General features: G+C 65.8%; 15 protein-coding genes. 6 read left to right on the forward strand and 9 right to left on the reverse strand.

Annotation, left to right across the window (positions count from 1 at the left end; genetic code table 11):
• From ACFWF1_RS10295 to ACFWF1_RS10315, 5 genes are all read right to left on the reverse strand, one after another.
• Positions 1-326 (reverse strand): hypothetical protein (locus tag ACFWF1_RS10295; RefSeq protein ID WP_379322167.1); only part of this gene is annotated, 326 nt, incomplete at its 3' end.
• A gap of 183 nt (positions 327-509) precedes the next feature.
• Positions 510-1,667, reverse strand: a complete 1,158-nt coding sequence (locus tag ACFWF1_RS10300) for an FAD-dependent oxidoreductase (protein WP_379281475.1) — start codon at positions 1,665-1,667, stop codon at positions 510-512.
• 131 nt (positions 1,668-1,798) lie between these two features.
• Entirely contained in the window at positions 1,799-2,215 is a 417-nt protein-coding gene (locus ACFWF1_RS10305) for a Dabb family protein (protein WP_379281476.1), read from the reverse strand.
• 28 nt (positions 2,216-2,243) lie between these two features.
• Positions 2,244-2,840, reverse strand: coding sequence for an ABC transporter permease (locus ACFWF1_RS10310; protein WP_379281477.1), 597 nt, complete (start codon positions 2,838-2,840; stop codon positions 2,244-2,246).
• Positions 2,841-2,891: 51 nt separating this feature from the next.
• Positions 2,892-3,926, reverse strand: coding sequence for a medium chain dehydrogenase/reductase family protein (locus ACFWF1_RS10315; protein ID WP_379281478.1), 1,035 nt, complete (start codon positions 3,924-3,926; stop codon positions 2,892-2,894).
• 106 nt (positions 3,927-4,032) lie between these two features.
• Between ACFWF1_RS10315 and ACFWF1_RS10320 the strand changes: the two genes are divergently transcribed.
• Positions 4,033-4,677 (forward strand): TetR/AcrR family transcriptional regulator, encoded by a 645-nt coding sequence (locus ACFWF1_RS10320; protein WP_379281479.1) that lies wholly within the window; start codon positions 4,033-4,035, stop codon positions 4,675-4,677.
• Between the two features lie 65 nt (positions 4,678-4,742).
• Here ACFWF1_RS10320 and ACFWF1_RS10325 read toward each other — a convergent pair whose 3' ends face one another.
• Positions 4,743-6,107 (reverse strand): matrixin family metalloprotease, encoded by a 1,365-nt coding sequence (locus ACFWF1_RS10325; protein WP_379281480.1) that lies wholly within the window; start codon positions 6,105-6,107, stop codon positions 4,743-4,745.
• A gap of 649 nt (positions 6,108-6,756) precedes the next feature.
• Here ACFWF1_RS10325 and ACFWF1_RS10330 point away from each other — a divergent pair.
• Positions 6,757-8,067 carry a M14 family zinc carboxypeptidase gene (locus ACFWF1_RS10330; RefSeq protein WP_379281481.1) on the forward strand — a complete coding sequence of 437 codons (1,311 nt, stop codon included), beginning with the start codon at positions 6,757-6,759 and terminating at the stop codon, positions 8,065-8,067.
• Positions 8,068-8,165: 98 nt separating this feature from the next.
• On the opposite strand, the gene ACFWF1_RS10335 is transcribed toward ACFWF1_RS10330, so the two are convergent.
• Complete coding sequence (locus ACFWF1_RS10335; RefSeq protein ID WP_379281482.1) at positions 8,166-8,693, reverse strand: PadR family transcriptional regulator; 528 nt, start codon at positions 8,691-8,693, stop codon at positions 8,166-8,168.
• A gap of 71 nt (positions 8,694-8,764) precedes the next feature.
• On the opposite strand from ACFWF1_RS10335, the gene ACFWF1_RS10340 reads away from it, so the two are divergent.
• Both ACFWF1_RS10340 and ACFWF1_RS10345 read left to right on the forward strand, forming a co-directional pair.
• The gene (locus tag ACFWF1_RS10340; RefSeq protein WP_379281483.1) at positions 8,765-9,430 is read left to right on the forward strand and encodes an alpha/beta fold hydrolase; all 666 of its coding nucleotides are present in this window, start codon (positions 8,765-8,767) and stop codon (positions 9,428-9,430) included.
• Positions 9,427-10,428 carry a zinc-binding dehydrogenase gene (locus ACFWF1_RS10345; RefSeq protein WP_379281484.1) on the forward strand — a complete coding sequence of 334 codons (1,002 nt, stop codon included), beginning with the start codon at positions 9,427-9,429 and terminating at the stop codon, positions 10,426-10,428. The genes ACFWF1_RS10340 and ACFWF1_RS10345 overlap by 4 nt, the downstream gene beginning before the upstream one ends.
• 6 nt (positions 10,429-10,434) lie before the next feature.
• On the opposite strand, the gene ACFWF1_RS10350 is transcribed toward ACFWF1_RS10345, so the two are convergent.
• Together ACFWF1_RS10350 and ACFWF1_RS10355 are read right to left on the reverse strand one after the other, a co-directional pair.
• Complete coding sequence (locus tag ACFWF1_RS10350) at positions 10,435-10,935, reverse strand: cupin domain-containing protein (protein ID WP_379281485.1); 501 nt, start codon at positions 10,933-10,935, stop codon at positions 10,435-10,437.
• Between the two features lie 28 nt (positions 10,936-10,963).
• Positions 10,964-12,340, reverse strand: coding sequence for an ABC1 kinase family protein (locus tag ACFWF1_RS10355; protein ID WP_379281486.1), 1,377 nt, complete (start codon positions 12,338-12,340; stop codon positions 10,964-10,966).
• A 102-nt stretch (positions 12,341-12,442) separates the two neighbouring features.
• On the opposite strand from ACFWF1_RS10355, the gene ACFWF1_RS10360 reads away from it, so the two are divergent.
• Entirely contained in the window at positions 12,443-13,072 is a 630-nt protein-coding gene (locus ACFWF1_RS10360) for a TetR/AcrR family transcriptional regulator (RefSeq protein ID WP_379281487.1), read from the forward strand.
• A 255-nt stretch (positions 13,073-13,327) separates the two neighbouring features.
• Positions 13,328-14,527, forward strand: coding sequence for a PucR family transcriptional regulator (locus ACFWF1_RS10365; protein ID WP_379281488.1), 1,200 nt, complete (start codon positions 13,328-13,330; stop codon positions 14,525-14,527).
• Positions 14,528-14,563 lie beyond the last annotated feature (36 nt).

Below are 14,563 nucleotides of genomic sequence, written 5' to 3' on the forward strand. Positions count from 1 at the left end.
TTGATCGGTGCGTCGTCCAGTGCGCGCACCCGCAGATTCGCCACCCGATCACGATGCGCGCCAACGGGAATCAGCCCGTAGGTGGTGACCGCGAGGCCGACGACGATCAGCACCATGCCGACGATCATGCCGGCATCCATGGGCATATCCGCCATGTGATAGCCCATGTGCCGGGATTCCCAGAACATCGGGAAATGCAGTGCGGTGCCGAGAGTGGTTGCGGCAAGGCCGAACCAGAATGCGCGGGTGCGCCGTTGGATAGTCGCCGAACGATATTCGCCGTCGGAATGTTCGATCGATGTGGCGAAATGACTTCGGTCGCGCACGGATACCTCCGGTCCTTGCGAGCGGACAGGCGGGCGAAACGGTGAGACCGCGAAATTCTAACATCGATCAGGGTGCCGAAATGACTTGTTGCATTGCGGAATTCGCTGAATCACGGGTGGCGGATCGGCGTGCTGGTCGGTTCGGCGTTGGCCGCATTGTGCGGTGTTCGGCAGTTGAGTAAATTAATGCTGGCGATCTGAACTCGCCGTGTCTGTTCCGGTGCCGTGGAGCATGGCGAACAGGCTTTGCGCCGGGTTGTCGTCGATGGCGAGATTCTCGAAGAACTCGACGCCTTCGACGGCCATCGCGGTGCTGCGAGCGAACATGGTCAGCTCATATTCGGTGAGCGCGGCCTCGACGTCATCGGGGTGCGCGGCAAGGGCTTTGCCGAGGTCGGCGCCGTCGAGCATGGCCAGGTTGGCGCCTTCGCCGTTCGGCGCCGTGAGGTGCGCGGCATCGCCGACCAGGGTCACGCCCGGCACCCTGTCCCACTGCTGCCCGATCGGCAGCGCGTAGTGCGGGCGCCAGACCAGCGCAGCGTCGGCGTCGGTGATCAGCGCGGTGATTTCCGGAGCCCAGTCGTCGAAGACCTGGGCGATGCGCGCCTTGGCCGCGGCGGTATCGGTGAAATCGATGGCGGCGAACCAATTCAGCGGCTTCGGCAGCACCACATAGGTATGCAGGGTGTCGCCCTTTTCCCGGTGCGCATGGATCTGCGCGCCCGCCGCCGGTGTCAGCAGCGAACCGCCGCCGACCGTTTTCGCGGCGACAGGATGGCGGGTGTCGGCGTCGTACAGATAGGTCTCGATGAACGACTGGCCTGCGTATTCGGGTGTGGCGGCAGACAACAGCAGCCGGACGCGGGACCAGGCGCCGTCCGCGCCTACCAGCAGGTCCGTCACGACGGTGCTGCCGTCGGCGAAGCTCACCTCGTAGCGGCCGTCGTCGAGGGCGCGAACACGGTCGGCCTTGTAGCCCCACCGGACGGTGCCGGCCGGGAGCGAGGCGAGCAGCAGCTGTCGCAGCTCGGCGCGCAGCACCTCGGGGCGGCCGCCGGTGCCGTCATCCGCTTTGTCGAGCAGCACGGTCCCGTCGGGGTCGAGAACCCGGATCGCCTGGCGGCCTTCCAGGATGAGGCCACGGAATTCGTCCATCAGGTCGGCCGCTTCGACGGCGAGTTGCCCGTTGTAGTCGTGGATATCGAGCATTCCGCCTTGCGCACGAGCCGTCGGGGACGGCTCGGCCTCGTAGACCGCAGCCGGGATGCCGTGCACGTGCAGGACGCGGGCGAGGGTGAGTCCGCCGAGGCCGGCGCCGATGATCGTTACTGGAGGGGTCATGGTGTCGAGGTTGCTGGCGGGTGATTGCACCGCCCTTGCGTCCGGCTTGCGTCTTGCTGGTGGGCTCAACACAGTGAGACACCAAAATGTCCGGAGCCCGCATGGTTTCGGGCTCCGGACATTTGGTGTGGCTATTCGTTGGAGGGGAGAGCGCTGGTGCCGGTGTGCGACGACAGGCCCGCGAGCAGGGCTGCGAGTTCCGGGACCGAGTCGATATGGCGCTTCTGCAACTGCGCGACCTTCGCCTCGAAGTCGGGATCGAGGTCATCGGTGAGGTCATAGGCTTGGAAGTTCTCGGCTAGGGGGAGTCCGGTCCGTACCGACGCGGTATGCGCCGGATGGTTCAGGTATTCCCAGTAGGCGTCGAGGTCCTCGAGGACGAACAGTGCGCCCCAGTCGAAACCGGTGCCGTACTCGCGGCCGACGAAGTACGACTTCACCGCGGGGATGCTCCGGCCCTGTTCGTGCATGCTCGCCAGCGCCGCCTCGGCCTGCTCTTCGGTGACGTCTGCCCGGAGCTTTATCCGGTTGCCGTGGTAGATCATCATGACTCCTTCGGTTGCGGTGGAACGTTTTTCAGTGGCGGATCGCGAGGCGGCGGCGCTCGAGGACGGTCGCGATGGCATAGCCACCGCCGCCGCCGAGGGTGAGCATCCAGAAGAGGCCGGGGGTGTCGAACAGCAGCGCGCCGGTGGAGACCAGGGCGAGCCAGGTGCCGAGGCAGTAGTGCAGGACATTGCGGCGCGCGGCGCCCTCGCCGAGGTAGAGCAGGCCGACGACGAGGCCCGCGCCGGTGGGCCAGAGCACCGACTGCAGGTCGGATCTGTCCAGCAGGGAAGTGATTCCGGTGATGGCGAGGAAGAGGGCGGCGAAGGCGCTGGCCCAAGAGATGCCGAGCAGCTTGCCGGACAGGATGTCTCGGCTGTCGGCGCCGCGCTGAGCGCGCAGCGCGGCCACGGTGGCGGCGACCGTGCCTGCCGCGAGGCCGAGGCCGAGCAGTGCCATCGGCAGCCAGCCGGGCAGGTTCAGCAGTGGGTCGGCGCCTTTGGAGAGCGCGGCGGCGCCGTGTCCGAAGACATAGGCGAGCGCGAAGCTGAGGTAGGTGGCGCGGTTGTCGACGTCGCCTGCGCGGAGGGTGGGGGTGGGCGGGGCGGAGAGGGCGATGGTGGCCATGACGGAATTCCTCAGGGTGCGAACAGGATTGATCGGACTTGTGGTGGTCGATTACGCGGTGATGACGACTTTGCCTGCGACGGTGCGCGACTCGGCGAGTGCGAGCGCCTGCGCGGCGTCGGCCAGCGGGAACTGCGCGGCGATCTGTGCGGTGAGGACGCCGTCGGCCAGCAGCCGCAGCACCTGAACGAGGTCGTCGTGCAGTCGATTACGGAAGGCGCCGATCCGGCGCTTGCCCGCCCAGAAGTTGTAGAAGTGGGCGTGCTTGCCGTTGGGCAGGTAGTTCCACAGCGCCAGCCGCGCGAACGACTTCAGCACCGGCAGTTGGGAATTGCCGTCCTCGTCCTTCGTCGCCGCGGTGCCGTAGGACACCAGCGTGCCGCCCTTGCGCAGCAGCGCCCAGGACTGCGCCAAGCCGGCGCCGCCGACGTGGTCGAACACGGCGTCCACGCCGTGCGGCGCGATCTCGCGGATGCGCTGGTACATGTTCGGGTCGCGGTAGTCGACCGGGATCGCGCCGAGCTCGCGGATCATCTCGTGATGCCTGGGCGAGGCCGTGCCGATCACCCTGATACCCGCGTGCCTGGCCAGCTGCAGCAGGGTGGAACCGACGCCGCCGTTGGCGCCGAGCACCACAATCGTTGCGCCGCTGGGCACCTTGGCCATCCGGTGCAGCATCTGCCATGCGGTGATGCCGTTGACCACTACCGTCTCCGCGGCCGCCGAGCTGACGCCGTCCGGGATCGGTACCAGATCCGCGGCGTCGATCAGCAGGTGGCTGGCCCAGCCGCCGACCTTGACGACCGCGGCGAACCGGTGCCCGATCAGCGCGGGATCGACCTCGGGGCCGACGGCGGTGACCGTGCCGACCACGTCGTAGCCGGGCACGAAGGGGAAGGGCGGCTGGTCGTAGTACTTGCCGCGGCGCATCTGCTGCTCGGCGAAGGAGACGCCGGTCGCGTCCATCCGCAGGGCGACCTGGCCCTTGCCGGGCGCGGCCAGCGGACGGGTGCGGATCAGCAGGCCGTTCGCTTCGACCTTGCCCGGCAGCACGACCTCGGTGGTGGTGACAGTGGTGGTGTTCATGATGTTCTCCGCGCTCAGTGGATGATTACACCTGTAACCATACGCATGTGAGCTTCCGGGAATCAAGGGGTAACGCCGATAAGTTTTCAGGTGTAAGTTAACGGGTATGGCAGACAACCCGACTTCGTCTCCCACCCGCGTGCGCAACCGTCGAGGGGAGGGCTCGCGGCTGCGTGAGGACATCGTGGCCGCGGCCGTGGAGATACTCGACGAGACCGGCGACGAAAAGTCCGTGACGCTGCGGTCCGTGGCCCGCCGCGTCGGGATCGCCGCGCCCTCGATCTACCGGCACTTTCCTGATCAGCCGACCATCATGCTGGCCGTCGTGCAGCAGGCGTTCGCTGAACTCGTGGAGCATCTGGAAACCGCGGTGGCCGCAGCGAGCGCTGACCCGCGGGAGCGGCTGTTCGCCCTGTGTCACGCGTATCTGGACTTCGCGGACCGTCATCCCGAGCGGTACCGGACCATGTTCGGCGGCGTCTGGATGCCTGCGCTGGACGAAACCACGCTGACCGAAGCCGATGTCTCCAGCCTGGGTGACGCGACCATGGGCATGCTCGTCGAGATCATGCACGAGTGCGTCCGTGCGGGTGAGTCGACCAGCACCGATCTATCCGTCGATACCGTCGCGGTGTGGCTCGGACTGCACGGGCTGGCTCATCAGCGCGCGGCGACCGTCGCCTACCCGTGGCCGCCGGGTATCGCCGATCGTATGGTCACGGCCCTGGCTCACCTGAAGGACGCGTCTTAGAAATCAGAAATGCCGAACACCCTTGCAGTGCAGGGTGTTCGGCATTCTGGAGCCGAATCTTAGGTTTAGAACAGGCCGCCGGTGTTGAAGCCGCCGCCGAGGTCGGCGAGGTCGCCGAGTCCACCGCCGCCGAACAGATCTCCGCCACCGAACTGGTCTCCGCCACCTTTGCCGAACCAGTCGAAGCCGTTGCCGCCGGAATCGCCGCCGAATAGGTCGCCACCGCCGCCGAACAGGTCGCCACCGGAATCACCGCCGAACATATCTCCGATGTCGGAGGCGCTATTGCGTCCACTGTCGCCGAACCAATCGGATCCGTCGCCGCCGGTGTCGCCGCCGAACATATCGCCGGTGTCGCCGCCGAACATGTCCCCGCCGTCGGAGGAGTTATTGTCACCGCTGTCGCCGAGCCAGTCGAATCCATCTCCGCTGTCGCCACCGGACATATCGCCGCCGTCGGACGAGTCGTCGCCCGCGCTGTTGCCGGGCCAGTCGAATCCGTCGCCGCTGTCGCTGTCGCCAGACGGGTCACCACTATCGCCGCCGTCGCTGCTGTCTCCGCCGTCGGACATGTCGCCGCCGTCGTCACCGGGCATGTCGCCGCCGTCGGAGGTGCTGTCGCCGTCGCCGGACGAATCGGTTCCGTCACCTGGCTGGGATTGCTGATCGTCGCCGGAGTCTTGCCCTGGCTTGGTCGGCTTGGTCTGGCCGCCAGGTTTCGTCGGTTTGGACGGGTCGGCCGAGTTACCCGGCTTGTTCGGTTTGGACGGGTCAGCCGAGTCACCCGGCTTGTTCGGCTTGGACGGGTCAGCCGAGTTCCCCGGCTTTCCCTTTTTGTACATGCTGTTGAGCTGGCCGACCTCATCCTTGCTCAGCGGGCTCGGGCCACTGTTGCATCGGTTGACCGAGCTGGCCATGATGCTGCAGCCGCTGTCGTTGTGATCGAGGCCGATCGAGTGCAGGAGTTCGTGTCCGGCGACCTCGGTGCGGTCGTCCTTGTCGTAGTTGCGGGTTTTCGGGTCGAGTTTGACGAACGGGCCGCCATCCCAGCCGCCCATGCCCGCGACATCGCCGGGGAACTGTTCGTTGGTGATCTTGATGGCGCCATCGCCCGTGCCGGGCTTGAACACGACATTCAGGCCCGGCGTCGAGTTCAGGTGTTTGACCGCGTTCTCGATGCCGGCGTCTTTGATCGTGTTGTTGTAATGAATGATCCCCCGGCCGTCCGAGTCGTAGCCCTGGATCTTCGCGCGGAAGCCGAAACTCGGTGCCGCGGCTGTTGCGGTGGCGGTTGCGGTCAGCGTGAGCGCGGCAGGTCCGAGCAGGGAGCTGGCGACCAGTGCGGCGAATAGTCGGGGCGTGCCATTCGTTGGTGACTTTTTGACTCGATGTTTTCCGCGATAGGAGCGACGGTTGACAGCGGGCGGCATTGCGCGGAGACCTCCGTGAGTACTTTGGATTATATTTTTACCGAGCCTGAATTACGGCTGATGCCACCGGGCTATCAGTCGAGTGTTATGCAGGGCGGGCTTCGCACTTGCGGATCGGCACGGTCGACTGTACGTGGGAAACGGTGAATAGTCACAATATGTAAGTCGAGTCTTAACGATTGAAAACCAACCTTCATGCAGGCGAATTCGACGCAATTTAAGTTTGATCAGTAATTTCTGTTAGTTGTCTTTGCCGAGCGACGCCCGTCCTGGTGGGTGCCCGGTGGCCCGCCTACCGCGTCGGCCGTTCGAGCGTGCGACCGGCTGACTCGAGGTCGACTCCGCCGGGCCGTCGACCCGAGGCGCGGCGGCGCGCGATGGCGTGCTGACGGCCGCGGCGGCCGCGCGCACTCGCCGGGCGGGTCCATCCTTTTCCCCACTCGCCGACTGGGGTTTCACTGTGCTGACATAACGGTTTAATCTCCGACCATCGGAAATTCATCCGCGAACAACGGCGCCACGCCGTGAAATGCGGTCTCTGAAAGTGGCGCGAGAGACAGGTAAGCCCATGAGCAGTTTCCGCAATTTCCTTGCAACCATTTCCGCGGTGGCCGTCGGTGGTTTTTCGACGCTAGTTTTCTGTCCGCTGATGGCGAACGCCGCCGATGACACGCCCTACTATTGGAACGTTCCGGTGCCGTCGCAGGCGCAGGTGGACATCCTCAACCAGGCGGGGATCGAAATGGTCCCCGCGGGCCCCGGCAAAGTGACGATCGCGGTCGACGAGGCAGGTGCCCAGGCGCTGCGGTCCAAGGGACTGAATCTGCAGAAGGGGGAGCCGGTCTACAAGTCGCTGCCCTCCGAGCAGCGCTCCCTCGGCCCGACGTACTACGGCGGTTACCACACCTCGGCGGACATGCTCACGCACGCCAAGGATGTCGCCACCAAGTACCCCGGCATCGCCCAGACGCACGATATCGGCAAGACCTGGCTGGCCGGGCGGGGCAGCGGCGGCCACACCATGGACGCCATCTGCCTGACCGGCATCGCGAAGCAGGCGACCGATCAGGAGAAAGTCGCGGCGAAGACGACGCTCGCTCCCAGCGGCTGCGCACTCTCGCCTACCTCGACCAAGCCACGCTTCCTGTTGACCGCGCAGATCCACGCGCGCGAACTGGCGACCGGTGAAATAGCTTGGAAATGGATCGATTACCTCGCCAATGGCTACGGCACCGACGCCACCGCGACCTCGATCCTGGACAGCACCGAGGTATGGGTCGTCCCGGTGACCAACCCGGACGGTGTCGACGTGGTGGCCAGCGGTGGTAACCGGCCCAAGATGCAGCGCAAGAACGCCGATAACAGCGGCACGCCCTCGTCCTGCTCGGTCGTCGACGGTTCCGGCAACGGTCCCGGCATCGACCTGAACCGCAACTTCACCGTCCGCTGGGGCGGCGACTCCAGGAACCAGTGCTCGCAGACCTTCCAGGGTCCGCGCGCCGCCTCCGAACCGGAGACGCAGAATATCCAGAAGCTGTATTCCAGCCTGTTCACCAACCAGCGTCCCGCGGGCAGCGCCGACGTCCCGGATACCGCGAAAGGCGTGGTGATCGACCTGCATTCCTACGGGAACTACGGGATCATTCCGACCGCCGCGACGCCGAAGAACCGGGAACAGTTGCGCACCTTGATCAAGAAGGTCGTACCCGCCGGATTCACTGTCGGCACCGATGAAGAAACTGTCGGTTACTCCACCTGGGGAACAACCGACGATCAGGCGCACGGGTCCCTCGGCCTGGCCAGTTTCACCATCGAGATCGGCCCGAACAGCGGCACGTGTGGCGGCTTCATGCCCCGCTACTCCTGCGTGGACAGCACCCTCTGGCCGCAGATGAAGAAGTCCTTCTCCACCGCGGCCCTGGCCGCCGGCGCGCCCTACAAGCAGTCGCCGACCAGCTGATCGCCTGACCGCGGGTGTCGGCGGCTGAACCTCAGCCGCCGACACCCGCGTTGTGCTGTGGTGAATCTCGTTGCGGCGCAGCGAAGAAGGTGAAGTGCCTACTGCTGCTCGAGGTCGGCGATCGTGGACTCCAACCAGGCGCGGTCCGCACGGCTGGTTGTCGCGGCGAGGGTGAGCATGCCCTTGCGGAATCGGTCCGTCATGTCGGTGGCACGCAAGGGCTTGCCGTCCGCGTAGAAATAGCTGGCGGGGCCCTCCATGAATGCCAGGCGCCGCCGCAGGACGCGGGCCTGGTCAGCTGGATCGGGGAGGCGGCCGAGGAAAGCGAGCAGCACGAGGAACGAGTTGCGGTCGGTGATCTCGACATCGGCGGGCTCGCGGAGCCTGCGGAGTAGCTCGGCATGACCGGCGGCGGTGAGCGAGAGCACTTGACGTGGCGTGGCGCCCCGGCCAGGTTCCTCTTGCCGGTCCAGCAGCCCGGCTTCCCGCAACCGGTTGAGCGCAGGGTAGAGCGCCCCATCACTGACCGGCCGGACATGGCCGGACAGCCCCGAGATCCGAGCCCGCAGCTCATAGGCATGCAACGGCTCCTCGGCCAGGAATCCCAACACGCTCAAGGTCAGCACCCCGCCATCCTACCGAGCAATCTCACTAATAGTGTTGCCTCGATTAGAGTGTCTCGATTAGAGTGCTCCGCATGTCGACTTTCGTCTTGATCCCTGGTGGCTGGCACGGCGGGTGGTACTTCCAGCAGATCGCCGAATCCCTGCGCCGCCATGGACATTCGGCTATCCCGATGACGCTGACAGGTCTGGGTGATCGAGCCCATTTGCGGACTGCGGCGACCAACCTGGACACCCACATCCAGGACGTGGTGAGCCTGCTCGAGGCCGAAGACATCGACGACGCCGTGCTGGTCGGTCACAGCTACGCGGGCATGGTGATCACTGGCGCCGCGGCGCGTCTGCCTGGACGTATCCGGCGGTTGGTCTACAGCGACGCGTACGTTCCCGCCGACGGCGACTCATGCTTCGACCTCACCACTCCGGCCTTCCGCGAGCTGTTCTTCCGGGGAGCCCGAGCCGACGGCCACAGCGTTGCGCCGCCACCGGGTCTGAATCCACGAACGACCGCGCACCCGCTCGCGTCGTTCCTGCAGAAGATCCGGCTCGACGGCCCACTCCAGGTCGAACGCAAGGACTACATCTACTTGAGCGGCTGGTCCGGCACCCCGTTCACCGAGGTCTACCAAAGACTTTCGGGCGACCCGGGTTGGCACGTGCACACCCTGTCGACCGGACACAACGTGGCCGCCGAAGCCCCCGAGGCGTTCGTGCGAATCCTGGAAGAAGGCAAACTATGACATCCTCGCTGACCACTATGCGCGCCGTTCAACTCTCCGGCCCAGGCCCGGTCGAGAACCTGCGGTTGACCACTCTGCCGTTGCCGCCCGAGCGGGACGGTTGGGTGCGGATTCGGGTCGAGGCGTTCGGGCTCAACCGGTCGGAGTTGAAGCTGCGGCTGGGTGTGAGTGTGGGGGTGAGCTTTCCGCGGGTGCCGGGTATCGAGGCGGTCGGTACCGTCGACGCGGCTCCGGTGGGCAGCGGTCTGGCTGTCGGGCAGCAGGTGGTTGCCATGATGGGGGACATGGGGCGCACTTATGACGGTAGTTATGCCGAATACACCTCGGTGCCGCTGTCTCAGGTCATCCCCGTCGACACCGACCTGCCTTGGGAGGTGCTCGGCGCCCTGCCGGAGATGGTGCAGACCGCTTACGGCTCGCTCACCGTCGGCCTGGACCTGAAACCCGGTCAGTCCGTGCTGATTCGCGGCGGCACCTCCTCGGTGGGCCTGGCGGCGGCCGCGCTGGCCAGTTGGCGTGGTGCCACGGTGCTGTCCACCACCCGGCGGGCCGAGCGTCTGATTTCGTTGAAGGAACACGGCATCGACTATCCATTGCTCGACACCGGCGAGGTCGCGCCCGCCGTGCGCGAGTTGTATCCGGACGGTGTCGACGCCGCGCTCGATCTCGTCGGCACGCCGACCCTGCCCGACACCTTGCGCGCGGTGCGCGTGCACGGCACGGCCTGCTTCAGCGGCAGTCTGTCGAATCAGTGGACGGTACGGGACTTTTCGCCGAACGAGTACTTGCCCAGGGGCGTGCGCCTGGCGGGTTACTTCGGTGACGCCGCCGACCTACCTCAGGCTGCCTTCCAGGAGATCCTCGATGCTGTCGCGGACGGCAAGCTGGTCTTTCCGGTCGACCGCGTCTACGACGGCTTGGAACAGGTGGCGCAGGCCCACGACGACATGGAGCACAACCGTGCCACCGGCAAACTCGTTGTCCGCGTTCGACATTAGGCCGTGCTAGGCCGAATCCGGTTCTCGGTGAATCGGATCGACCCAGTGCACGGTGTCGGGTTTCTCTACCGGTTCGATGTCGAGATTGACGACGACGGCTTCGCTATCGCTGCGTACCAGAACGCATTCGAGCGGTTCGTCGGTGCTGGCGTTGATCTCCTGGTGCGGGACGTAGGGCGGCACGAAGATGAAATCGCCGGGCTCGGCCTCGGCGACGAACTCGAGCCGCGCACCCCAGCGCATGCGTGCGCGGCCGCGGAGGACGTAGATGACGCTCTCCAACTCGCCGTGATGGTGCGCGCCGGTCTTGGCGTTCGGGTGGATCGTGACGGTTCCCGCCCAGATCTTCTGCGCACCGACTCGGGCCGCATTGATCGCCGCCGCACGGTCCATCCCCGGCGTCTGGGCGGTGTTCGAGTCGAGCGAATCCGCCTTGATGACACGTACCCCGTTGTCCCGCCAAGCGTCGTCCGCCGACGAATTCTGTTGTGGTTCAGTCGTTGCCACGTAGCGCCCTTTCGTTCGATGTCGAATTCTATCGCCGGCAATCGGCGCGCCAGCGTGCGATCTCCTGCCCGACCTCGGTGACCGGTGGTTCGCGGTAGAGCCATTCGCGGGCGATCCGATGCCAGTTGTTGGTGGTCTCCAGTTGGCCGAGTGCGGCGAACGTGAACAGGTCGGCCCGCCGGGAGAACACGTGCTCGGCGGGCAACCGCTGCTGTCGCATGCCCCGGAATTCGGCGGCCCTCGGGTCGATGGCGAGAATCAAAGCGCCCGTTGCCAATTCCGGAGTGATGGTGATTTCTTCGTCGATCAGATGCCAGCCTGCGGCCGCCCACACGTAGTCCAGGCATTCCTGTGCGCCGACGCCCAGCTCGGGATCGATGATGCCGCGCTCGACCCACATGTCGTACAGGTCGTCGGCCCGATTTTCGCCCGCGGCCTGCAGGCAAGCCCGCTCGACTTCGACGTGCACCGGGTCCATGCTGTGATACAGCCCGAAATCCACGAATCCGAGCCTGCCGTCGTCGGCGAGCAGGATGTTGCCGGGATGCGGATCGCCGCAGAATTCGAAGTCCGCGAACAAGGAACTGATGTAGAACCGATAGATCAGCTCGCCGATCCGATCGCGCTCCGCGTTCGGCAGCCCCCGAATGTGCTGATACGGCTGCCCTTCGAGATACTCCGTCACCAAAACGTGTGGGCCACAATGGCTTTCGATACTGTCCGGCACTGTGACGAACGGATGACGGCAGTAGCGCGCGGCAACGCGATGCTGTGTCCGCGCCTCCAGGACATAGTCGAGCTCACTGCCGATATTGCGCGCGATCTCGTCCAGCACATCCACGTCGGCCGCGCTGGGCAGCATGGACTTCCACAATTTGCTGAACATCGCCAGGTTCCGCATATCCGCCTCGACGGCGGCGTCCACGCCCGGATACTTGACCTTCACCGCGACCGTACGCCCATCGTGCAACCGAGCCCGATACACCTGACCGATCGAGGCCGCCGCGATCGCGGTCTCATCGAAATCGGCGAACGCGCGTCCCAGCGGTCCGAGATCGTCCTCGATCACCGCACGCATCGCGGGAAACGCCACGACGGGCGCCTGATCGCGTAACTCGGCCAGCTTGACCCGGAACATCTCCCGATGCGCCTCCGGCAGCAGGTCGACATCGAGCACCGACAGCATCTGTCCCAGCTTCATCGCCGCGCCTTTGAGCCCGCCGAGCACGGTGACAAGTTGTTGTGCCGCTTGCAAAGTCGACCGTTCGGACAGTCGCTGCCTGGCCTCTTCGGTGCGCCCGATCATGGACAACCGGGTGCCGACTCCGCGCACCGCCTGCCCGGCGGCCAGCCGCCCCAGCTTGCTGCCGCGCGCGACGCGCCCCTTCGGTACTCGATCGCCCACTGTCGCACCTCCATTGGCCACCGTGACACTCACTCTTGCATACTCGACCCGGACTAAACTGAGCAAAGCTCATTTTCGAGCATCAGCAGTCAGGAGTACCCGATGCCGCCGAAAGCCGCAGGGGAGCGCCGTCGTCCGACCCAGGAACGGGCCAAGGCGACCCGGGAGCACATCCTGGACACCGCCGCGCAGTTGTTCGGCGAACGCGGCATCGCCAACACCTCGACGAACCGGATCGCGACGGCGGCCGGGGTGAGCATCGGCACGGTCTACCGATACTTCGCCGACCGTTCGGTCATGGTCGAAGAACTGTTGCGGCGCCTGCTCGAGAATGTCGAGCGGAGCTTCTCGCAGGGGTTGTTCGGCCTCGGGGAGAAGCCGAGCGAGGAGATGATCTACCGGATCCTGGCGGTCATCGCGGACGTGCTGGTGGAAAACGCCCTGCTGGTGCGGGCGCTGGTCGCCGGGGTGCAGTTCTACAACAGCGGTATCCCGGAGTTCGAACCCCGCCTGCGGCTGCTGATGAAGGTGCTGGTGATCCAGATGCTCGGTCCCGGCGACGACCACGAGTACGACGTGATGACCTTCGTGCTGATCAACACGGGTTTCGCCGCGGTGCTCCGGGCTTCGGCACTGGAGGTGGACAGTCGGCAGCGCGAGGAGTCGATCCGGATGACGGCGCGGATGATGGCGGCCTGGGTCAACGCCGAACTGGTGGCCACCAAAAAGTGAGCACCTCGCTATGTACCACCGCATCCGGCACCGCTCGAACCTTCCGCTGATCCGTTGAACCGCCTGGTAACCGGCTGCGGACACGGTCGAAATCGGTCGCGCAAAGAGGAGTAGAAGGTGAGCGCTGACTCGGTTTACCGTTGCAGCCAAGAGCAATAGACCGGTAACAGCGAGGTTCTCGGCGTGGCAGCGGGCTCAGGTACTTGCTGTCGGCGTCGCAGTCGCTGCGGTGTACGACAGACAAGGAGGCCTCCGGTGACGATCGAAAGTCTCGACCGGCCCGAGCTCGGTGTTCTCGGGCAACAGATTTCGTTGTCGGTGCGCGAGCTCGACGCGCTGACCCGGACCGCGATCGACCACGTCGCGGCGGCCAAGCCGCTGTCCGGCGGCGCGCTGCACGGGGAGGTGCGGATCGTGGTCCGCATCTGCCTGGAGTGGTTGATCCATCGCTTGAACGGCAACCCGATCGACGCCGCGACCGCCGGGCTCGAGGCCGCGGCGGCAGGCTGCGCCGGTGCCGGAATCCCCATCGATACGGTGCTGCACGCCGTCAACGAGGGCTTCAAGGTCGGGCTCGACCTGATGGCACGGCCCAAGCCCGCGGACACGCTCGGCGTCGTGACGGGCATCGGCCGGGTGGTCGACCTGTCCAAGCTGGTCACCGCCGCGGTGAGCAAGGCCTACGTCCGGGAGTACAAGGCCGGCGCGGCCGAACATCAGACCGCGACACACAACCTGACCTCGGCGTTGCTCGGCGGCCAGCCCGCTGCCCGGGAATTGCTGTTCGCCGCAGAGTATTTCGTGCTCGCCGTCGCCGTTCCCGAGCATCCGGACGAACGTCGTCCCGGGCTCGATCGGCAGGTCGTCGCCCGGCGCAAGCTCCGCCGCCTGCAATCCGCGCTCGCGACGCGACTCGACGGCGAAGCGCTGTCGCTGCTGTCCGTCGACGGCGGAACCATCCTGGTGCCGACCACGGCGCTGACCGATGCCGAACTCGACGGACTCGTGCAGGCGCTGGCGGATGCGGCGCGCGTGCCGATCACCGCCACCGTGGTCACGGCACGCCCCGACGCGGTGCCGGGCGCCGCCCGGCAGGCCCACGAACTCCTCGACACCGCGCAACGGATGGGCTTGGCGCCCGGGGTGCACCGATTCGCCGAACTCGCACTGGTGCACCAACTCAGCCGCCCCGGGGTCGCTCGTGCGGTGCTCGGCAACCACCTCACGCCGCTCGACGCGCACCCGGAACTGCGCGAGACTCTGCAGGTTTACATCGATACCGATCTGAGCAGGCTCCGCTCGGCCGAACACCTTGGCGTGCACCCAAATACGGTCGACTACCGGCTGCGGCGGATCGGTGAACTCACCGGCTTCGATCCGGCCAGGGCCAACGGATTGTGGTATCTGCGTTCGGCATTGATCGCACAGCTGGGTGTTGCGAAAAACTCCGCGTAGTCGATTACGCCGACCTTATCTCGATACGTTGCCAGA

This window comes from Nocardia sp. NPDC060255, assembly GCF_042727395.1.
In the GTDB taxonomy this organism is placed as follows: domain Bacteria; phylum Actinomycetota; class Actinomycetes; order Mycobacteriales; family Mycobacteriaceae; genus Nocardia.